This is a genomic window from Spirosoma sp. KNUC1025 (assembly GCF_045160025.1).
Classification (GTDB): Bacteria; Bacteroidota; Bacteroidia; order Cytophagales; family Spirosomataceae; genus Spirosoma.
Window position 1 is genome coordinate 6,377,171 of the sequence record NZ_CP087139.1, and the last position, 20,222, is coordinate 6,397,392.

Genomic DNA, 20,222 nt, shown 5'->3' on the forward strand with positions numbered 1-20,222 from the left:
TTTTACTTGGGTCGAATGCTGAGGGTCATACGTAGTTTGATGACGCCATAGCCCGTAAGCTAACAGGAGCAACTTCTTTTGCACAGCCACATAGGCTCGCTTCGGCCTTTAGATTTGCCCCTGTAAATATTCCAAGATTATCCTACCTTGGAAAGGTCTCAAACTGAGAATAAACCAGCAGCGTCGGCTGTCCGAGCCAGTGGGGATGACCTACCGCCTTCGGCTGAGCTGACGACTCATGGAGCAATTTAGGACCCCACTGGCTTACTGAAGCACAAGACTCAGATAGAAATTCCTTTAGATTTGAGCCCCAGGCCTGCTTCGAAGCCGAGCTGGTTATTCAGCAAGTGTTGCTCCACCGCTCGCTGCAACCCCGATTAGGCACCAGAAAGTTACTCGTGCTGATGCAGGGTTTTGTCCAAGAACACCAGTTAAAGATGGGGCGAGATGCGTTATTTGATTTGCTACGAGAGCATAAACTATTAGTAAAGAAGCGTCGACGTAAGGTCAAGACTACCTTTTCTAATCACTGGCAGAAGAAGTACTCGAATCTGATACGTGAGTATGTGCCAAAGGCACCCAACTTGCTATGGGTGATCGATATAACCGCACGGGCGGCCCCGCTATATTTTGGTCGGTGATGGCTTTGCTTATCTGAACGTTCCGCCGTAGCGGCTTAGTGACGGATGCTTATAGCCGAAAAATCGTTGGATATTGTGTATCGGAAACGCTGAGTGCGATGGGCAGCCTACAAGCCTTGTCGATGGCCTTGAAAGACTGCCCGGGCAAGAGTGGATTGATTCACCACAGCGACCGGGGCGTGCAGTATTGTTGCCTGGAGTATGTCAATCTTTTAAAGGATAATACCATCCAAATCAGCATGACGCAAAGTGGAGATCCATTGGAAAACCGCACCGGCGGACCGGCTATCGCGGAACGGGTGAACGGAATATTGAAACAGGAGCTATTAGCCGATCACTATCCTAGCCTGGCTGTAGCCAAAAAAGGGATTGCCCAAGCTGTCCTGATCTATAATTCATTACGCCCCCATAGCAGTTGTGACATGATGACCCCACAGCAGGCCCATCAACAGACGGGTGATTTGCGAAGACGCTGGAAGAATTACTATAAGAAAAGGGAAGTAGATCTGGAAATCGCCAGCTGATTTTTAGTTGAGATACTGTAAACCAATGGTAGGACTATAAGCATGAACTACTAAATTCACTTCGAAACTGTAAACTTATTTTAGGACGCTACACCAAAATGAGACGTTAATTCTTGAGATGACAATTTGAGAATGAAGAAAGGTAAGATTGGCGCAATTGGTTGAGGTTAGGCGACTGTCGCGTACTAACGGGCGTTTAATTGGACGACCTCTTTAATTGTCAACTACTATTTGTAGCATCCGAAACAAAAGCTGACGAATATTATTCGTCAGCTTTTGTTTCGGAGATTCCTTGGTTATCGGCACATCCGCCAAACTATGTAGGTTGGTTGAACAGATACCGGGCAATTTTCCACTCGCCTTTCTCCTTCCTTAATAAAAAGAACTCCCTGTTTTCGGCAGGAATAGTTTCGCCGGTCGCATGAATGAGTGTCGTTCCATTTGAATGGGTCCGCACAAAGGAGATGTCATCTTTTATGATCACCTCGTCAAGGGTTACGTTGACCGTTAATTGGATAGCCTTGAAAAGATATTCATAGGCTGTGACCAATTGGGCTCTACCAATAGCGGTTGGTGCGCCAGCGGCCATAAATACACCGTCTGGTGTATAGGAACCGACTGCAGTGTTTACATCCGATTCATTTAGAGCATTGAAATAATTGGTTAATGCGTTTTCGACGGCTGCTTTGTTTTGATTTTCCATGTTTGTAGTGATTGATCTATGCCACCAACATGCCTGGGTTTATAGTTTAAAGTCTTATACAGGGCATGACTAGCCACAGGCTAATTAATCATCTGCAAATGTCTTTAACCCGGTTGAATCAAACGATGATGTAAATCGAAAAAAAAGTAGACTTAAGTCTACTTTAATAGTCTGTGAATAGTGCATGGATAGCCAGTTATTCCTTAACGTGCTTGTTTTTTAGGCGGCTCAACGTGTCCTTGGTAAAGCCCAGATAGGAAGCAATGATATGTTGAGGGAAACGGTCCAGCAGGTCCGGATAACAGGCAGCGAACTCCCTATAACGTTTTTCTGCCGACGCACTGATGGCCGCGGTAATCCTGCGCTGGTTGGCCATGTTGTTCTTTTCGTCGAGTCGATGTAACATATAGCTGAAGCTTGGAATTGTCGACAGGTCCAGTGCATGTTGCCGGCTAAGCAGGAGCATTTCAGTATTTTCCCAAGCATCTATATTATAAACGCTTGGCGTGTTCATGACGTAGCTTTCCCGGTCGCCCATCCACCAGTTCTCGATACCAAGACGTACGATATGTTCGGCCCCTTTTTCGTCAATGGTAAACTGCCTCATGGCCCCTTTAATAATAAAGGCAAAGGAGTGACACCGATTGCCTTCCTGAAGAAAATACTGCTTTCTTCTTAGTTTAAATGGCGAAAAAGCAGCTCTGTACCTCTCTTTCTCGTCCGCCGTAATTGGTACGGAATTGAACTGTTGAATGTAGGAAAAAAGAATATCATACATGGGAGCCTCCCGGATCTTAGTATTCAATCAGGTAATTACTAACAGTTATTAAGTAAGGCAATATAGACTTAAATTGACGTTCTTCTGCAAGGATTGCCGATACCACTAGTCCGCTTGCCTTATCCATTGATTCCCTCCGTATGGGTCAGAAGTGAAGTCAGCCTGGACAACTGCGCTAGCCAACATTGTTTTTACCCGCACTCAGCGTGCTTAAACTGGCTTCCTGATCCGAGGCAAACCGGCCGGCCACCTCCTGCCGAAAGCTTTCGGGGCCAACAGTTAACCGGTGTGCGTAGGTGGCTATCGCGTCGGCCCCGGCCGGATAGCGAAGTTGGTCCGTCTGATCAGTAGCTGCCAGATAGATTACTTCGGCAATCGCTTCGGGTACGGAGTACTGAACATTGGCCTGGCCACTCAGTAGCTTTTGCAAGAGAGGGCTATAAGCCTCATGGTCGACCACCACCAGCGAGCGGCCGGTGAAATCAGTGGCTATCCCCCCTGGCGAAACTGTTTTAATCTGGATGTTATGCTGGGCCAATTCAAACGACATACTCTCACTCCAGCCTTCAACGGCCCACTTGGTGGCGTGATAAATCGAGTAGAGGGGGAACGCAATAAGCCCGCCAATGGAGGTGGTGTTAATGATGCAGCCGGATTTTTTCGCCCGCAAGTGCGGCAGAAAGGCTTTGGTAACCCGGATTACGCCCAGCAGGTTGGTGGCAACCAATTGAGTGATCTGTTCGTCGGAGACCGCTTCCAGGGCGCCGATGAGCCCATAGCCTGCGTTGTTGAAGACGACATCGACTGCAGACAAGGTAAGCGCGTGTTGCACCGTCGATTCGATGGCTACCGGATCGGTTACGTCGAGGGGCAGCAGGTGAACACTAGGCAGTTGTGTCAGCTCGGTTTCCGCTTCAGGATGACGCATAGTAGCCAGAACCTGCCAGCCGCGGGCGGCAAACAAGTTGGCGGTGGCTTTCCCCAGGCCCGATGAAGCACCGGTTATAAAAATAGTCGGCATGAGCCAGAAATGAAGAGGTTATGGAAATAAATGGTTAACAAGGCTTCCCAGGGGGAAGATTTCTCAGTACCCTAAACTTGTATAGGATGGATTAGGTTGGCCAAGTATTGATAAAATTTAATAGCTTAGCCTGGTTTTATACCGCGCTGAAAATGACCTCACGGTGTTTGGCTCCCCAATCGGCCAGGTAATTAATCAGACCCTGTAACGTCCAACCGTATTCGGTTAGGGTATAATGAACCGTCACGGGCTGGGTGTCCAACACGGTTCGTTTAACGAGCTTATTCTGCTCCAACTCCTTCAATTCCTTGCTTAATTGTTTGTTGGAAATACCGTTAAGGTCATGCAGGATTTCAGAAAATCGTCGCTCGTTGTAATAGCAAAGCGTGGAGAGAATGGAGATTTTCCATTTCCCATTCAAAATATCCATGGCGTCATGGATGGCCATCAGATCCCGTTTGTGGCATTTTGCTTCCATCATCAGTTACTTGGTTACCTAAACTATACCGTTACATCTGGTAACAAAGTAACGAAAATAAACTAGCAAAGACTATGTTTGCGGAGTAAATACTAAAATATGCAACTCATGAAGTTCGCCAATAAAAATATAGTTATAGCGGGTGGAAGCCAGGGAATTGGGCTGGCCACGGCAAAAGCCTTTATTAATGAAGGAGCCACGGTCTGGATTACAGGCCGAAATGCAGACAAATTGCAACAAGCGGCTGAGCAGATCAACAGTCCGAATTTAACGGCCCTCGTATCGGACACATCAAGCCTGGAAGGCATTGCCGTACTGGAAAAGGCGGTGGCGGAAAGTGAAAAAAAACTGGATGTGCTGCTGCTGAATGCGGCTACCGCCGTCGTGGCACCGATCGAACACATCACGGAAGCGGATTACGATGCCCAGTTCAATACGAACGTGAAAGGGCCCCTGTTTACGCTCCAAAAGTTGCTGCCTTACCTGGCGGATGGCTCGTCGGTGACGTTCACCTCATCGGGTGTCGCTTCAGCCGCCTTCGTCGGCAACAGTGTGTATTCGGCTACGAAAGCCGCTCTCAATAAAATCGCCGACATTGCGGTCAATGAGCTGGCTGAGCGAAAGATCAGGGTGAATATCGTTAGCCCGGGGCCGATAAAAACCCCTGGTCTGGACTCGGTAGCCCCTGAGGGAGCTCAAGCCTATCTGGCCTCGAAGAATGCCTTACAGCGCTTAGGCACGGCAGATGAAGTGGCCAGCACGGTGCTGTTTCTGGCTTCCGAAGCGGCCAGTTACATCAACGGAGCCGATATCGCCGTTGACGGAGGCTCCTTGCAGTATATGCTAAAGTGAGCCGATACTGGCATTCTCAAAGAATGCCTTTCAGGCTAATTCGAAATGGCCGGAGGACAACTAAGCTTCCGGCCATTCTGTGATAACCGGCCATACATTAATCTCAAAATACCCTCCTAAACAAGACAGACGAAAACAGTCATTTGTTGGGGCGCTGGATTGATAAAGTCAAATGCTAGTCGATACGTTCCCGACATTCACTAATGGCTGAGTGATGACTGCCCGCTTTAGCGATATTCTCTCCTCCAACTAGCGGCAAGGTACGAGTGCTGCCGATGGCTAACATAGACGAAGGGGTCTGCAATTCAGCGAAACTATCGGTACTCTGAGTCATTGGAAAGCCGGTGATCGGCTCGTAGAAGCGAACCATTGGCTTCATGTCGATGATGATCAGGCGAGCAGAGACAAAAGTCATGATAAATGGGAGTTGTGTTGAATCATACGAAGGAAACTACGACCACTGACCGCCGGATGTCAGGAGGGTTTTGCCTTACACTCGTTTGTCTATGATCCGATCTCCCGGTTGCGGCTTCCTGCCTATACAAAATAGCCAGTCATGGCTACCTGTTTTGCCATCTCAAATCCAATAACTGGGTTGGCAGCGGTTATAACCGCTGTTTTCATTGGAATACCTGTTTACCCTTTATTCATTTTCTTTTGTTTCAAAAACTGTAGAACAGAACCGGCGATAAATAATATAAACAGCACCAGCAGTGTTTTTACAATAACCGGATCGCCGGGATTAGTTGCCAACGGATGCCCCAGGGGAACCCTTGTAAACGTTTCGTTCACTGTGGGAAGCCAGGATAGAAAGAAGCTGAACGTCAGGAGAAAATTTTCGAAATACCGGCTGCGGTTATTGCCCTTTTTCTTGACATAAAGAAAGTAAGCAATTAATACCAGAACAACAATCAGGATGGAAAACCCGTGACCTGCATTAAAGCCGCCCCGCTTCGAAATACCCAATGCCGTTAGTGAGGTGATCAGGGTGGTGTAGAAGTAGAGTTTACCCCACACCGCTGCTAAGTTTATTTTCCCAAACCGTAAATACGATACGATGGCTGCCACCACGGCAATAATACCAATGATGGTGTGAACGATGCCTACGTTAGATAGTCCCATACGATGAAGAGTAGAGGTGCAGGCTAGTTAAAAAACGAGGTGCGCTTCTGAACGGAGGGGTACATTCAGCGCTTTGGAAATGATACAGTTGCGTTCGGCATCTTTTGTAATGGCGTCAAACACGGCAGCTTCAATACCGGGTACCACACCGGTAATCACTAGATGCACCGATGCAATGCCAAGACCTTCCATGGTTATAGTAGCTTCCGTGTCTAGGGCTGTTGCTTTCGCCCCTTTCTGGGCAAGGGCAGCACCCACCGCCATGGTAAAGCAGCCCGCATGGGCAGCGGCAAGCAACTCTTCGGGATTGGTACCCACTCCCCCATCGGTGGTGCGGGTTTTAAAGCTGTAATTGGTTTTGGTCAGGATGCCGCTTTGGGTGGTCAGTTCACCTTTGCCTTCTTTCAGGTCGCCCTCCCAGTGTGCTTTTGCTGTACGTTTCATGGTCCTTTTTTTTCAATTGATTGTCGTTATTGACAAGGCAAAATTGAATCAGAAGACCCACGTTCTTTTTGTGATTTGGTTCAACTATTTGGCAATTCCGTTCAGCCGGTAAGCCGTAGGCGATAGCTTGTAAGTATCGGCAAAACTTTTCGAGAAATTGGCAAGATCATGAAAGCCGCAGCTAAAGGCAATATCGCTGATGCGTTCCTCAGAAACCCGTAGCAACTCGGCAGCTCTTTCCAGCTTTTTGTATTTAAGGTAATTGGCAGGCGTATCGTTGTAGAGTTTAGCAAATTCACGTTTAAACGAAGACAGGCTCATGTTCGTTTGCTGTGCCAGCTCATCGAGCGTAATGTGCGAAAACAGATTTGCCTCAATGATTTGTTTAAAGCTATAGGCAGCCGGCGAAAAAAGCTGCGATAAGATCACGTGTACCGCTTCGGCATTCCGGGTTTGTGAAAGCAGCAGGACAATTTCTTTCAGTTTCAGGACCAATATATCTTCATTGACCAGCGAAGGATTTTCAAAATAGAACAGAAGCCCTTCCATATATTTCTGAATAAGAAAGTCGTTGTTGATCACGTCTCTGGATTGGTTGGACACCTTTCTTTGAGTTGGTTGCAGCAAGGCGGGCAGTTCCCGGTTGTAAATCTCTTTTAAAATGTCGGGGTGAAAATGAACAATGACCAGTTCGTTGTGGCTGCCCGGCGCCGGATTACCAATCTCGGTGGAAACATCCAGGCAATGCAGCAGCAGCGAGTGTTTTACCGGAACGGCTACTTTTTCTTCGTCCAGGTTGTATTGAATGTCGCCTTTCAGTATATACAAAAAACAGGCATAGTCTGCCAGCGGAAACGTGAAGCGAAAGGGCGGCTCCAGCACAATCTTCCGGATGAGCGTCTTTCCAAATAGATCGTATTGCTTATGGTCGAGAATCATGTTTGTTTATGCTTCAGCTATACGTAGACCTTTATCTTCCTGCAAAACTAGTACAAACGTTTCGTACACGAGGTTGCCTGGCTACCATTCCACGCTCCGATACATACAGGAGCGTTTTACTAAGCAACGATGAGCTGAAAGTTGCCCATAAGGGTTTGACCTCAACGTTGTAACCAATAGAAAGCAGTGAAAATAGTTTGGTTTATCACCGGCAGTTCACGTGGACTGGGAAGAGGTCATGCCGAAGCGGTATTGGAGCTAAGCGATTGGCTGGTGGCTACCAGCCGCAAACCGGAAGATTTGCAGGACTTGACAATCAGTCTGGCGAACGGATATAGCCGCTTGCATTAGTGGTTACTAACCCCTAACAGATCCCGGCTCCTCATTCGACCAGGGCGGCAAAAGCTAATTCACTAAATAGCTCATGGTCCGAGTGAAGCGAATACGGAGGAGCGTAAAGTATCCTTAATTCGGTTAGGATCAAGCCCACGAAGGTCCGTATGGGAATCGACGATAAAACGAAATTTGTTTCGTTGGCGGAAAGTTTGTCATAGAACACCCTTACATATCTGCTAAACCGACCTTTACAGCTATCAAAGCGTCAAGTTATATCATCTCAGAAAACGCTCTTGCTTCAGGCGAAGGAGGGTTGCCTACAAGTCAGTTTTTTAATACCTCTCAATTACTACATGTCGCATACGATAAGAGGTGAGAGGAGGCTTTACTGGAGGTGGCAATTAGCTTATTTCCCCAGAATTTGTTTACGATGACTGACGCCCCAGCTATAGAGTTCCATCATCACTCTCTTTAAGGAATGCGAATAATCGGTGGCGATGTATTCGATCAGTCCCGGATTATTCTCGTCAACGATTCGGTTAATTAACTGGTGCTCTTCCATGTCTTTCAGTTCTTTAGAAAGAACCTTGGGATTGATTTTAGGAATGCTTCTCTGTATTTCGCCAAAACGCCGATTATCGCGCATAATGGAGGTCAAAATCAACACCTTCCATTTGCCGCTGATCACATCCAGCGCGTCACGGATCGGCAGTAATTGGTCTAAGCAATCAACATGCTTGGTTTTGCCCTTAGTTAAAATCATACTGCTTACGTCAAGGTAACTGCTTACAAATGGTAAGTAAAAGTAAGCAATTTTGTCAGACTAATCACCAGGCATCTACTATGTCAAGTCTACCAAAAAAATCGAAACCGCTCCATAGTAGCTTATGGGTCGCCCAGGCCCTTTTGGCTCTTCTCTTCATAGGTTCGGGACTATTCAAGCTGCTCACACCTATACCTACGCTCGCCCAGCTGTGGTCCTGGGCGGGAGAATACCCAAACTTGCTTCGCTCAACTGCACTCTTTGATATAGCCGGGGGTGCCGGCCTCGTTTTACCGGCGCTCACTCGAATCAGGCCAGGATTAACCCTAGGTGCAGCCTCGGGCTGCGCTGCCCTGATGCTAGCGGCCATCGGCTTTCACTTCTCCCGTGATGAAGCCGCCAACACACCCATCAACTTCGTGGTGCTGGCACTTACCCTTTTCGTTCTGTGGGGTCGTCGAGTGAAGATACCGTTTAGCAGCTAACCTAATCTCTAAAGTTGTGACCGTCAAGAGTGTTTAGGAGAACGCCATCCCTAAGCAGTAGATTAGATTGGACAGATATAAACATTTTGGTCTCAAGGGTTAGCTGTCAGAAAAGACTCCCATTTAAGAATAAGGAGTTTGCGTATATGTACGGCTTTTATGGATCAATACGTAGCGATGAGGCTGTAATTCCTTGCTTGATGACGTGTTGCGCCAGTGATTCGATCTGGTTCGTATTTTTACTGAAAGGGAAGCCCAAGCTCATTCTGCTTTATGATCGCCATGTCTCTCCTAACGTTGCTCAATAAGGCGTTTCAATATGAACCAGTTCTCCCAGAAAGAAGAAAAACCCGTTGCAGGGATCGTTGCATTTATCTGATACTGGGCTTTATTATCACCAGTCACAGCCTGCTGGGCCAAAGATCACTAAAACCTGGCAGTAGCGAATATACTGTTACCAAACGCATGCTGTCGATTGACAATGGACTAGCCTCCCACGAGGTATTCTGTGGACTACAGGATGCCGCTGGTTTTCTATGGTTTGGTACCCGAAATGGGTTGAACCGCTATGATGGTAAAAATTGCCTGCTCTTTACCCGACAACGAAATGGACTCCAGGACAACAAGGTTGTTCAACTAGCAAAAGATGAGGCCAATCGTCTGTTTATTGCCTTCGGAAGTGCTGGCTTCCAACTCACTACCAACGGGAAAGTGGATGTCATGGACATCCAAACGCAGGACGTAAAATCCCTGACGGCAGCTTTCCCGAACTTGCCATTTAAGGAGAAAGACGTATACTGGTTAGCGAATGATGGAAGCGGGGGCGTCATTTTTTTAACTGCATTCCCGTTTCGGTTTTGGACTTATACATCCACACGAGGTTTTCAGCTTCGCTACGAAATGAAGGCATGGAATCAATCCGTCAATGCAAAAGAGTATCGGGTTACCGGGCCTTTCTGTGCCTTTGCCAACGGAAGAGCTTTACTAAAATTGACCAATGCCGACCCACAATATCTGATCACAAAGGATAGGGTGCTGGTCTTTCGGCAACCCAATGTTTTACGTTCATTGCCAATTGGTTTTACTCCCCAAAATGACCTTTTACTGGCGTATAATACCCGTTCGCATCCGGATACGTTCGCTGTTGCACATGTGAGTAGAAAAGCGGGGTTAGACACCGTTGCGAGTCTGAATAAATATAATCTAGAGGCTATTCGTGGTCGGTACTGGTATCAGATCCTGCTCTCGACTGATGGCGTATCGTCTTTACTATACATCGGCCTGGATGCGCTTTATCTGTGGAACAGGGAAACGTTTTTGAAAGTACTTGATAAATCCGAGCTGAAAGGATTTGAAAATCTGTTTTTATACCAGCTTTTTCCTGATAACCTCGGCAACCTTTGGCTTTGCACCTCACTGGGCGTTTTTCAGCTCCGTATTGAAAAAAATCGATTCGAACCCTATTTTTCCCTCAGTCGACAAAATGTTCAGCCTAACAGCCAGACCAGAGGAATCTATACCGATAAAAATGGTCCGATTGTCGCTAACGTATGGACACATACGTTCAGCCAGTTGGAATCGAAAACCCGTTCGGTTGCTGATCTTGAAATAAAATACGCGATCACCAAACACCGGTCAGCATGGTACGTTGGAGGTTATCATCTGTTTCGGTACGATGAGACGAAGAATTCAATTAAACCGTATGCGGGTGGTGTGGGATCGGAGATCTGGTCGATGTTTTCGTTGAACGACAGCCTGCTGCTTTTAGGCCGGACGACGGGTATTCATCTGTTTAATAATTATACGTACCACTTCGACTCACTTGCTGTCCTGACCCCCAGCTCGCCCGAGCCGAAATTTGTGTACCGGTTTTTTAAGGGGAAAGACGGTGAGGTTTGGGTCGTTGCTGAAAATGGATTGTATAAAGTGATTGCCAACCCTCGCGCTGTTGTTGGGAATGGCCTCTACTGGACAGTAGTCAGAATTCAATCCGCCGTTTTGAACGGTCTTAGTCTGCTCGATGCGTATCAGGATTCTGGCGGAGTGTTCTGGCTGGCCACCAACGGAGAAGGGCTTTACCGTTGGGATCCTAAAACGGACACCCTCCGACAATTTAACATCACAGATGGTTTTCCTTCCGACGTGCTCTACCGGATCGAACCCGATGAATTTGATAATCTGTGGATTAGTTCCGATTATGGATTGGTTCGCTTTCATCAAAAATCGTTCGCCGTGAATACCTACACAATCGCCGACGGGATTACGCACAATGAGTTTAACAGAACCTCCTCGTTTAAAGCGATGGATGGTCGGTTATTTTTCGGGGGGCTAGATGGGGTTAATGCGTTTTATCCACGTGATTTCAAGGCCGATACCAATTCCCTCCAGATACCCCTTCAGGTCATTACCTTTAGCCAGTTTGTGAGTGAACAGAATAAACTAGTCAATAAAACCACCGAGCTGATTAACAAGCCGCAGATTACACTCATGCCCGGCGATAAGTTCTTTACCTTAGAATTTCAATTGCTGGATTTTGCCAAGGACAAAGGGCACCGGTATGCCTACAGGATTGACGGTATTGATAAAGACTGGAATTACCTTCGTGAAAACTCAATTCGCATCAGTGGATTACCGTACGGAAAATTCACCCTGCGCATTAAAGGGCAAAATGGTGTGGGGGCCTGGAGTAAATGGGAATTAGCCATTCCGCTAACGGTTCTAAAACCGTTTTATCTGAAATGGTGGTTTATTTCAGGCGTCGTTCTGCTCCTGTTTCTGGGCATTTACCTGCTGATCCACTGGCGAATCAGGCAATTAGCTATCGATAAACGTAAACTGGAACAAACGGTCAACCAACGAACGGCCCAACTAAAACAAGCCGTGTCCGAGCAGTCGGCACTGCTGCTGGAAAAGGACGTATTGATGAAGGAAATTCACCACCGGGTTAAAAATAATTTACAGGTTATTTCGGGATTACTCGAATTGCAAAGTAAGAGTTTGACGGACGAAATCGCCAGAGAAGCGCTTCAGGAAGGACAAAACCGGGTCCGAAGCATTGCGCTGATTCACCAGAATCTGTATCAGTTTGACAATCTTAGCACAATTTATTTAAGCCGGTTTGTCAAGGATTTGTGTAACCAGGTACAAAGTGTATTTCAGATACAAAAACCAGTAACGATTGCGATACGTGTACCCGATTTGCACCTGGATATTGATTCTGCCGTTCCGCTCGGATTGATACTGAATGAATTACTGTCAAATTCCTACAAATACGCCTTTGCCAATGTGGAAACCGGTGAAATAAGGCTAGATATAGAGGTAAAGAGCGAGGGAAACTATGCATTACGGTATGCTGATAATGGACCAGGTTTGCCAATTGGCTTTAATGTAACGAGCGCCAGGACACTTGGTCTGCAACTAGTCAACGATCTGAGCCGACAAATTGGTGGATCGGTGCACTATACAACGCAAAACGGGGCTGTTTTCACCGTTCAGTTTACCAATCGACAAACGCGTAAAAACCTGGACTAAAGCGCATGTCTGTTTTAAAAATAGGGATCGTAGAAGATGAGCTGGTCATCGCCCGAACCATTTCCCTTATCCTTGAGGAATTAGGCTATTTACCCTGTGGACCGGCTATCAATTATTCCGAGGCCTTCGAATTACTTGAGCAGAATAAACCCGATTTACTGCTACTGGACATCCAGTTAGCCGGGCGAAAAGATGGCATTGATGTCGCCCAAAAACTCAATGACACGTACCCAATACCGTTTATTTTTTTAACGGCCAATAGTGATGCCGAAACGATTGACCGGGCCAAAAAAGTAAAACCGCATGCCTACATCGTAAAGCCGTTTACAAAAGAAGAACTGTATGCCGCTATCGAAATCGCATTCAGTAATTTTACGAGCAACCAGAGGGATGTGAAGCCATCATCGGCGGTATCGAATCCAGCCCGGAGTTTCGTGTTTGTGAAGGAAAGCTATGTGTTTCGTAAGGTATTTTTTAATGAGCTGCTCTTTCTGGAGAGCGACGCCAACTACGTAACCCTGCACCTGAAGCCACACAAAAAAATCATGGTACGCTCTACCATTCAGGATTTTGCAGCGCAGTTGGATCCAACTCTGTTTATCCGCATTCACCGACGTTATTCGGTCAACATCAGCCTCATCGATGAAATTTTCCCGACGGAAGTAGCCCTACAAGGGACTAAAATTCCGATCGGCAAATCCTACCGGGAAGCGCTTTTCAACGCGCTTGGTCTAAACGAATCCTAATCGGATACGTTGCGGGCACAGACAGCCAATTGGTTCCGCCTGGAAACAGTTGGCTGCTGTACTTCTTCCCTGATTTTCTATCATTCGTCCCTTACAAGCCATATTCATCCCTTTTTTTGGGACAGGTGTTTTAGCTGGTCCACTTTTGCTCAGGCTATGGGATTGCTGGATCTGAATAAAATCATCATTAGACGAACAATGCTGGGTATACGCTGCACCGTATGCGGAGGTAACCTGGTCCTTGCTGAGAAAAAAACACTCTCGGGTTGGTTTATAAGCGTGATTTCATTTGGGGCCATTCAACCGAAAACCTATGAATGCGAAACCTGCAGGAAGCGATTCCTATTTTCTGACGACTGATTAGCTTACATTTTTCCTGCCTACAAACCAATTAACCGATAACTACCATGAGCATCCGATTAAATGATCCAGCACCTGATTTCCAGGCCGAAACTACCCAGGGCACCATCCGTTTTCATGACTGGATTGGCGATAGCTGGGCCATTCTTTTTCGCACCCCAAAGACTTTACCCCAGTATGCACCACCGAACTGGGGTATATGGCCAAACTTGCCCCGGAGTTCCAGAAAAGGAGTTGTAAAGTGATCGGGTTAAGTGTAGATCCGGTTGAAAGCCATTTGACATGGGAAAAAGACATTGAAGAAACCCAGGGATACCCCGTGAACTATCCGATGATTGGCGATCCCACCCTGTCAATTGCCAAATTGTATGATATGCTTCCGGCCGATGAGCCGGGCACGTCAGAAGGTCGGACGGCGGCCACCAATCAAACGGTACGGTCTGTTTTTATAATAGGCCCCGATAAGAAAATCAAACTACACCTGACCTATCCGATGACAACCGGCCGTAATTTCTACGAGATACTGCGTGTATTGGATTCGATGCAGCTTACGGCTCAACATAGAGTAGCTACGCCTGTAAACTGGACCGATGGAGAAGATGTCATTATTGTTCCGGCGGTTACGGATGCCGAGGCCAAAGAAAAATATCCGGAAGGCTGGAAAACGATCAAGCCTTACCTGCGCATTATTCCTCAGCCAGGCAAAACGAAAGAAGTCCCAGCATAGAGCCAGTTGAAAAGATAGCCTCAAGAAATCAATGCCGCTATGAAAGGGAAATTACGGGTGGTTGTTCTTGGTGCGGGGTTCGGAGGTCTTGAACTGAGCACGATCCTTTCCGAGAAATTGGGCGAAAACCTTGATCTGACGCTGATCGATAAAAGCGACTCATTTTTTTCGGATTCTCCAAATTTGACATTCTGTTTGGCCATAAATCGTCCGAACAGGTACGGGTTTCTTACAAAAATATCGAGAAACCTGGCATAAAGTTCGTACAGGACACGATTTTGTCTATAGACCCGGGTTCGAAACGAATAGAAACACATGATGGATCGGTTTACCAGGCAGACGTTTTGGTCATCGCCCTGGGAGCGGACTATGATATAGGGGCGACGCCGGGGCTAGCTGAAGCAGGAAACGAATTTTATTCGTTCGAAGGGGTAGAACGGTTACGCGATATTCTCCCGGCTTTTTCGGGAGGCAATGTAATTGTCGGCGTATGTTCGGCTCCTTTCAAATGTCCGCCAGCGCCCAGCGAGGCTGCCTTACTGATGCATGATTACTTGGTTAAACGCGGCATCCGTAAGGACTGTACTATCAGTATGGTTATGCCTTTCGGCTCACCTATTCCCCCTTCGCCGGATACCTCCAACGCATTACTCGCTGCTTTTGCCGAACGGGATATCAAGTTTATTGCCAAACATGTGGTGAAATCAATTGACCCATCGCGTCATGAAGCCTTGCTGGATGATGGCACGCAGATGCCTTTTGACTTATTTCTGGGTATTCCCAAACATCGTGTTCCAGAAGTAGTGCAGAAAAGTGGTATGACCGTAAATGGTTGGATACCGGTCGACAGAATAAATCTGAAAACGCAGTATCCGGGAGTCTATGCTATTGGCGACGTTACCAGTGTCGGAACACCAAAGGCTGGTGTTTTTGCGGAAGGTGCGGCAAAAGTGGCTGCCGCATCGATCCTGGCGGATTTCGAGAACGGCCAACAGCCTGCGCCTTATAAAGGAAATGGCATTTGCTACGTAGAGTTTGGCGATGGGCGCGTGGGTCAGGTCAATGTGGACTTCTTCTCAGGACCGTCTCCCTTCGGAACCTACACGGAAGCGTCTGCTGAGCTGGTCACCGACAAAGCCTACTTTGGTTCAAGTCGTGTGAATCGCTGGTTTGGTTTATAGCCCTTGAATGACACTGGACAATCCTAACCAATAAACACTCAAAAAAATGCCAACGTATCTGGTTGAAATTCCTCATTCTGAAAAAGTGTCGGACTGCAAAAAAGTGATTAACGTTTTTTTGACCTCCGGTTCACATGTGATTTCCCAAGCCCATTGGGGTTGTAAAGATGGAGTTCATAAATTGTGGTTTATCTACGATTTTGAGAATAAAGAAAGTGCGCTTCGGGCCATTCCACCCCTGTTAAGGCCCGATGCCCAGATTATCGAGCTGGTAAAATTCCGTGTTGAAGATGTCAGGCTATATGCAGAAGAGTAATTAAATAGGGAGCAGCTTTTCCGATTACCTACTACCCCAACAAAGGAAGAATGGGTTGGGGTAGCAGTGTAGTGAATTATGAAAGTTAATGATAGGAGAACTAAATCCTGTTATTCCCGATGCTCATCTGAACAACAGGTAGTTCATTTGCACGAATAACCTGGCAATAACACACGGAGCAATCCGGGTAACTGATCTGCGGTATCTCAAAAAAGGCTCCTTAAGTCAGTCATTGATAGAGTAACAAAAGTGGTTAGTCCTCTTCCGTTAGGGTACTGATTATCCTAAACCCTTTTATTAGTTCGAATGACTGAGTATCAAACACCCAAAGACCGGGCCTATACCAACACGCTCCTACAGGCCGCTCCCAAAGAGGCCGCTGCCTTCATGAACCTGAAGCATACCGCCGAGCGAACCGACGGCGTCATTCCAATTAAATACCGGGAGCTTATGTCAGTGGCCGTGGCGCTAACCACGCAATGCGCTTATTGCATCGAATCGCATATGAACAACGCTGTACAGGCGGGCGCTACCCGCGAGGAAATTGCCGAAACAGTCTTTATCGCAGCCGCGTTACGGGCGGGTGGAGCCGTGGGAACAGGCTTAATGGCGATGCGTCTTTTTGAGGAAGCCAGTTCGGCCAGCAAATAAGTGTACTGGTCACGACTTCACCAGATATTTGATTGTTTTTAACTACATATTGTACCCACCGATTTTATATTCTCAACATACCCTCCCTGATACACCTGTATCAGGAAACGGGCGTTTAAACAAACACTGAAGCCCTGTCCGTTTCTGTACCTTCGAATGTCCATTTTTTAGACAAATACTCCTCCTCCAAGAGACGAAAATATTATTATATGTCTGCCTTATAAGTCGTACGTTCAACGAGCTGATAAGTAAATAAGAATTGGGTAATGGGAAGCTACAAACCAAATTGTGACTTACGGCTATCTTGTCCCCATAGACACCCCCACTAACACCGCTATACCCATATAGCGGTCAAACCATTAGCCACTTTAATATTTAGGTCATTTCCTTCCATTTTTAAGACATTTTTTTGGGCTAATTACTCCGCTTTTTAACTTGTCCTCAAAACGTATTTCCCCCTGCTTGAATACAGCTTGTTAGCCGTGCCCTTACCCTCAAACTAGCGTTGATTACCTAACCAATCGTTTCACTTTCTGCTGTCAAGTTTATGGAAAACAACTACCAAATGCGATGCCGCCAAAGCTGGCTGGTTCTGATGAGTTGGGCGCTTTGTTTGTCCCTGGCGGGTAACGTACTGGCCCAATCGGAGAGGCCATTGATGCTGGCCGAACCGACCTATAACTGCGCTACGGGTGCCTTTGCCTTCAATACCTACGATGGCGATCGAACACCCATCGAGTATATGGCCCCAGGTATCACCTCCTGGACGACCAATCGCTTCCATGTTTTGGACGATTGTGCCCGTAATTGTGCTGATATGCCACCCTTTATACTCTTGGCACGGCAGAATGGAAAAATTGTCACGTATACGTGGTCGCGACAGAACTACTGTGCTTCGTACTCGTCCATTGTTAAGGTGAGTCCCATTAATGATCAAACCGCTACCGTCGGACAGGGGATCTACTTCCCAATCGGGCTAGCCTTTTCTTCTTCCGTGACTACCAGTTGGGGCGTCAGTGCGCAAGGGTTACCACCAGGAATCAGCTATTTTTTCAGGCAGGAAGGGAGTGGCAGCCCAAATCCAACCTGGGTGCTTGTCGGCACCCCCACTACCGCAGGAGTGTACTCGGTAACCGCATCTGCCAGTGCCAATGGCGGACAGGCGTCTACTACTTTCAACTATATTATTACCAATGGCAACAACCCGCTCGCGTTGATTACTCCAACCTACAACTGCTCCACAGGTGCCTTTACCTTTAATACATCGGGTGGTGATGGCACACCCATCGAATTTATGGCCATGGGCATCACGGGCTGGACAACCAACCCCAATCAGTTTGTCGATAAAGAAAGTCGAACGGTCGATGACGTGCAACCCTTTACGCTCATGGCTCGTCAGAGCGGTCAAGTAGTGACCTGGACCTGGGATCTGAAAGCGGCCTGTGGTCGGGCACGTCAGGGAGTCGAAGGCACTGATAGGCAGCTTACCTTAACAGTGCTGGGCAATCCCGTTCACGAGCAACTGCGCGTCCTGCTGAATGGCGCACAGGGCCAGTCGGTGCAGTTGCGGTTGACAGAGGGGGGCGGTCACTTACTGGAAAACCGCACGGTTGAGTTCGCAGGTCTAGCTGTGGAACAGATTTTCTGGCTGGATTACACAGGCCCTGGTTTGTTACTGCTGCAGGCCAGTACCCCCACCCAGCTCTATACAGTGAAGATCATTAAGCAGTAAAACACTAGCCTGGCTGAACAAATCAAACCAGCTTGAACGAAAGGGTAGTGGCCCAACTGCGTTGAATAGGGTATCTTTGTGAATGGTATTAGAAGCCGTTGCCTGTAAGCATTGTGGCCAAACCAAACATGTCAAACGCTATGGCACGACTCGTGCAGGCGTCCAACGCTACCGATGTTTTGACTGCGGGCGAACCTTTGTGCAAACATACACCCACAAGGCCCGGGACCCCTTGGTCAAAGAGCAGATTACGCAGATGGTCCTCAACGGAGCGGGCATACGCGATACTGCTCGTGTCTTAGGCGTTAATCGGAACACCGTTAGCGCTTAGTTTAAAAAAACGGGGCCGCATAAAAAAATGTCATATAACTATCTGTATATCAGTAATTATATGACATTTGATGTGGTCCTGACGGGAATCGAACCCATATCAAGCGTTTAGGAAACGCTTATTCTATCCGTTGAACTACAGGACCAAATTAAAACCTATAAGGTCTCAAAGACCTTATAGGTTTTAATTCACGCGAAATTGCCAAAATTCTATCAGCTTGCCAAACCGTCGCCGTATTCCGCTGATTCTGTGAGTGGTACGTTTATCCAGTTCGGGTAAATCTGGTAGTGTTTTTCTTTCACCAGACTGTACAGCAGCTCCCGAAGTTCACCAACATTCTCGCCCGTTTCGGCCGAAATAAACGCTACGTGATCCGCTTTTTGAGTCAGGTATGTTTTCTTCAGGTAGTCGAGCGCCGTTTTTTTACGTACGGCTACCGGAACCAATACCTCTTCGTGCCCAGCCTGATACGTATCATCCTCTTCGTCAGTAGGCGGCTGCTCGGTCCATTCGTCTTTTGGAACAAATCGATCCATCTTGTTGAACACCAGAACCATGGGTTTGTCGGCCACTTTGATATCAGCCAGCGTATCGTTAACGACCTCAATCTGCTCCTCGAAGTTCGGGTGCGATACGTCTACTACATGAAGCAGAATATCAGCTTCACGTACCTCATCGAGTGTCGATTTAAACGACTCAATTAGTGTAGTAGGCAGTTTACGGATAAACCCTACCGTATCGGTCAGCAGAAACGGGATGTTGCCCAGCGTTACTTTACGCACCGTCGAATCGACCGTGGCAAACAACTTGTTTTCAGCAAATACATCGGTTTTCGCCATGGTCCGCATCAACGTCGATTTGCCTACGTTGGTGTAGCCAACCAGCGCTACCCGTACGAGACGGTCGCGTTCTTTCCGACGCGTAACACTCTGTTTATCAATCTTGGCGAGCTTTTCTTTCAAAAACGCAATCCGGTCTTTCACGATCCGACGGTCCGTTTCAAGCTCTTTTTCCCCGGTCCACGCATCCCGGTACCACCTTTCTGACGGCTTAAGTGGGTCCACATGCGGGTTAATCGGGGGTATAGGTATTGATATTGCGCCAGTTCGACCTGCACGCGAGCCTGTGCCGTTTGCGCCCGCATCGAGAAAATATTCAGGATGAGCAGGCTTCTATCCAGCACTTTGATCTCTTTAAACTCAGCTTCGAGGTTACGTACCTGAGCCGGTGTCAGGTCGTCATCGAAAATGATGGAGTCAACGGGATTATCAAGAATAAAGGTTTGAATTTCTTCCAGCTTACCTTTCCCCACGAAGGTACGGGTATCAGGTCGGTCGAGTTTCTGGGTAAACGTCTTAACAGTTTGTACGCCCGACGTTTCGGCCAGAAAAGCTAATTCATCTAAATATTCCTTGGTCTGTTCGGCCGTTTGTTTTTGCGTAACAAGTGCGACCAATACAGCGGTTTCGGGTTGTTTATGGGTATCAATCATAGAATAAATTCAGTGGTTAGTAGACAGCCAGTGATTCAGAAGCAATGACCATCATCAACAAGTAATTAA

20 protein-coding genes, 1 tRNA gene and 2 pseudogenes are annotated in these 20,222 nt (G+C 47.2%); 12 read left to right on the forward strand and 11 right to left on the reverse strand.

The genetic code is table 11. The features are described from left to right. Positions 1-679 precede the first annotated feature (679 nt). Positions 680-1,165: a transposase gene (locus tag LN737_RS27930; RefSeq protein WP_405514086.1), complete on the forward strand. Its 486-nt coding sequence runs from the start codon at positions 680-682 to the stop codon at positions 1,163-1,165. Positions 1,166-1,481: 316 nt separating this feature from the next. On the opposite strand, the gene LN737_RS27935 is transcribed toward LN737_RS27930, so the two are convergent. The 4 genes from LN737_RS27935 to LN737_RS27950 form a co-directional block, all read right to left on the reverse strand. After that, positions 1,482-1,868 carry a YybH family protein gene (locus tag LN737_RS27935; protein WP_405514088.1) on the reverse strand — a complete coding sequence of 129 codons (387 nt, stop codon included), beginning with the start codon at positions 1,866-1,868 and terminating at the stop codon, positions 1,482-1,484. Between the two features lie 196 nt (positions 1,869-2,064). Beyond that, positions 2,065-2,673, reverse strand: coding sequence for a Crp/Fnr family transcriptional regulator (locus LN737_RS27940; protein ID WP_405514090.1), 609 nt, complete (start codon positions 2,671-2,673; stop codon positions 2,065-2,067). Between the two features lie 148 nt (positions 2,674-2,821). Continuing rightward, complete coding sequence (locus tag LN737_RS27945) at positions 2,822-3,667, reverse strand: SDR family oxidoreductase (protein ID WP_405514092.1); 846 nt, start codon at positions 3,665-3,667, stop codon at positions 2,822-2,824. 136 nt (positions 3,668-3,803) lie between these two features. Beyond that, positions 3,804-4,148: a helix-turn-helix domain-containing protein gene (locus LN737_RS27950; RefSeq protein ID WP_405514094.1), complete on the reverse strand. Its 345-nt coding sequence runs from the start codon at positions 4,146-4,148 to the stop codon at positions 3,804-3,806. A 105-nt stretch (positions 4,149-4,253) separates the two neighbouring features. Here LN737_RS27950 and LN737_RS27955 point away from each other — a divergent pair, with 105 nt between their 5' ends. Beyond that, positions 4,254-4,997: an SDR family oxidoreductase gene (locus LN737_RS27955; RefSeq protein WP_405514096.1), complete on the forward strand. Its 744-nt coding sequence runs from the start codon at positions 4,254-4,256 to the stop codon at positions 4,995-4,997. 175 nt (positions 4,998-5,172) lie between these two features. Here LN737_RS27955 and LN737_RS27960 read toward each other — a convergent pair whose 3' ends face one another. From LN737_RS27960 to LN737_RS27975, 4 genes are all read right to left on the reverse strand, one after another. Beyond that, complete coding sequence (locus LN737_RS27960; RefSeq protein WP_405514098.1) at positions 5,173-5,412, reverse strand: hypothetical protein; 240 nt, start codon at positions 5,410-5,412, stop codon at positions 5,173-5,175. Positions 5,413-5,633: 221 nt separating this feature from the next. Next, positions 5,634-6,119: a hypothetical protein gene (locus LN737_RS27965; RefSeq protein WP_405514100.1), complete on the reverse strand. Its 486-nt coding sequence runs from the start codon at positions 6,117-6,119 to the stop codon at positions 5,634-5,636. Positions 6,120-6,146: 27 nt separating this feature from the next. Further along, positions 6,147-6,563, reverse strand: a complete 417-nt coding sequence (locus tag LN737_RS27970; protein WP_405514102.1) for an OsmC family peroxiredoxin — start codon at positions 6,561-6,563, stop codon at positions 6,147-6,149. Between the two features lie 84 nt (positions 6,564-6,647). Next, positions 6,648-7,502, reverse strand: coding sequence for an AraC family transcriptional regulator (locus LN737_RS27975; RefSeq protein WP_405514104.1), 855 nt, complete (start codon positions 7,500-7,502; stop codon positions 6,648-6,650). Between the two features lie 186 nt (positions 7,503-7,688). Between LN737_RS27975 and LN737_RS27980 the strand changes: the two genes are divergently transcribed. Further along, positions 7,689-7,853, forward strand: a complete 165-nt coding sequence (locus LN737_RS27980) for a hypothetical protein (protein ID WP_405514106.1) — start codon at positions 7,689-7,691, stop codon at positions 7,851-7,853. A gap of 391 nt (positions 7,854-8,244) precedes the next feature. Here the strand turns inward: LN737_RS27980 and LN737_RS27985 are convergent, their stop codons facing one another. Then, a complete protein-coding gene (locus LN737_RS27985) occupies positions 8,245-8,601 on the reverse strand; it encodes a helix-turn-helix domain-containing protein (protein WP_405514108.1) in 357 nt (118 codons plus the stop codon). Between the two features lie 80 nt (positions 8,602-8,681). Between LN737_RS27985 and LN737_RS27990 the strand changes: the two genes are divergently transcribed. The 9 genes and pseudogenes from LN737_RS27990 (at position 8,682) to LN737_RS28030 (ending at position 18,661) form a co-directional block, all read left to right on the forward strand. Beyond that, positions 8,682-9,086 (forward strand): DoxX family protein, encoded by a 405-nt coding sequence (locus tag LN737_RS27990; protein WP_405514110.1) that lies wholly within the window; start codon positions 8,682-8,684, stop codon positions 9,084-9,086. A 465-nt stretch (positions 9,087-9,551) separates the two neighbouring features. Further along, positions 9,552-12,617 (forward strand): sensor histidine kinase, encoded by a 3,066-nt coding sequence (locus LN737_RS27995; protein WP_405514112.1) that lies wholly within the window; start codon positions 9,552-9,554, stop codon positions 12,615-12,617. Between the two features lie 5 nt (positions 12,618-12,622). Further along, entirely contained in the window at positions 12,623-13,363 is a 741-nt protein-coding gene (locus LN737_RS28000) for a LytTR family DNA-binding domain-containing protein (RefSeq protein WP_405514114.1), read from the forward strand. A 407-nt stretch (positions 13,364-13,770) separates the two neighbouring features. Beyond that, positions 13,771-14,450, forward strand: a pseudogene (locus tag LN737_RS28005) (peroxiredoxin). Between the two features lie 344 nt (positions 14,451-14,794). Then, a complete protein-coding gene (locus tag LN737_RS28010) occupies positions 14,795-15,631 on the forward strand; it encodes an FAD-dependent oxidoreductase (RefSeq protein WP_405514116.1) in 837 nt (278 codons plus the stop codon). Between the two features lie 46 nt (positions 15,632-15,677). Further along, positions 15,678-15,947: a hypothetical protein gene (locus LN737_RS28015; RefSeq protein WP_405514118.1), complete on the forward strand. Its 270-nt coding sequence runs from the start codon at positions 15,678-15,680 to the stop codon at positions 15,945-15,947. Between the two features lie 306 nt (positions 15,948-16,253). Further along, positions 16,254-16,598, forward strand: a complete 345-nt coding sequence (locus LN737_RS28020; RefSeq protein WP_405514120.1) for a carboxymuconolactone decarboxylase family protein — start codon at positions 16,254-16,256, stop codon at positions 16,596-16,598. 547 nt (positions 16,599-17,145) lie between these two features. Then, the gene (locus tag LN737_RS28025) at positions 17,146-18,330 is read left to right on the forward strand and encodes a hypothetical protein (RefSeq protein WP_405514122.1); all 1,185 of its coding nucleotides are present in this window, start codon (positions 17,146-17,148) and stop codon (positions 18,328-18,330) included. Between the two features lie 82 nt (positions 18,331-18,412). Continuing rightward, positions 18,413-18,661, forward strand: coding sequence for an IS1-like element transposase (locus tag LN737_RS28030; protein WP_405514124.1), 249 nt, complete (start codon positions 18,413-18,415; stop codon positions 18,659-18,661). A 73-nt stretch (positions 18,662-18,734) separates the two neighbouring features. Here the strand turns inward: LN737_RS28030 and LN737_RS28035 are convergent. Further along, positions 18,735-18,806 (reverse strand) — tRNA-Arg (locus LN737_RS28035). Positions 18,807-18,873: 67 nt separating this feature from the next. Further along, positions 18,874-20,153, reverse strand: a pseudogene (gene hflX / locus LN737_RS28040) (GTPase HflX). Between the last annotated feature and the right edge of the window lie 69 nt (positions 20,154-20,222).

Coding starts and splice junctions, on each gene's coding strand:
- LN737_RS27935 (WP_405514088.1), bottom strand. CDS start 1,868: ATGGAAAATCAAAACAAAGCAGCCGTCGAAAACGCATTAACCAATTAT.
- LN737_RS27945 (WP_405514092.1), bottom strand. CDS start 3,667: ATGCCGACTATTTTTATAACCGGTGCTTCATCGGGCCTGGGGAAAGCC.
- LN737_RS27950 (WP_405514094.1), bottom strand. CDS start 4,148: ATGATGGAAGCAAAATGCCACAAACGGGATCTGATGGCCATCCATGAC.
- LN737_RS27955 (WP_405514096.1), top strand. CDS start 4,254: ATGAAGTTCGCCAATAAAAATATAGTTATAGCGGGTGGAAGCCAGGGA.
- LN737_RS27960 (WP_405514098.1), bottom strand. CDS start 5,412: ATGACTTTTGTCTCTGCTCGCCTGATCATCATCGACATGAAGCCAATG.
- LN737_RS27965 (WP_405514100.1), bottom strand. CDS start 6,119: ATGGGACTATCTAACGTAGGCATCGTTCACACCATCATTGGTATTATT.
- LN737_RS27970 (WP_405514102.1), bottom strand. CDS start 6,563: ATGAAACGTACAGCAAAAGCACACTGGGAGGGCGACCTGAAAGAAGGC.
- LN737_RS27975 (WP_405514104.1), bottom strand. CDS start 7,502: ATGATTCTCGACCATAAGCAATACGATCTATTTGGAAAGACGCTCATC.
- LN737_RS27985 (WP_405514108.1), bottom strand. CDS start 8,601: ATGATTTTAACTAAGGGCAAAACCAAGCATGTTGATTGCTTAGACCAA.
- LN737_RS27990 (WP_405514110.1), top strand. CDS start 8,682: ATGTCAAGTCTACCAAAAAAATCGAAACCGCTCCATAGTAGCTTATGG.
- LN737_RS27995 (WP_405514112.1), top strand. CDS start 9,552: ATGCTGTCGATTGACAATGGACTAGCCTCCCACGAGGTATTCTGTGGA.
- LN737_RS28000 (WP_405514114.1), top strand. CDS start 12,623: ATGTCTGTTTTAAAAATAGGGATCGTAGAAGATGAGCTGGTCATCGCC.
- LN737_RS28015 (WP_405514118.1), top strand. CDS start 15,678: ATGCCAACGTATCTGGTTGAAATTCCTCATTCTGAAAAAGTGTCGGAC.
- LN737_RS28020 (WP_405514120.1), top strand. CDS start 16,254: ATGACTGAGTATCAAACACCCAAAGACCGGGCCTATACCAACACGCTC.
- LN737_RS28025 (WP_405514122.1), top strand. CDS start 17,146: ATGGAAAACAACTACCAAATGCGATGCCGCCAAAGCTGGCTGGTTCTG.
- LN737_RS28030 (WP_405514124.1), top strand. CDS start 18,413: ATGGTATTAGAAGCCGTTGCCTGTAAGCATTGTGGCCAAACCAAACAT.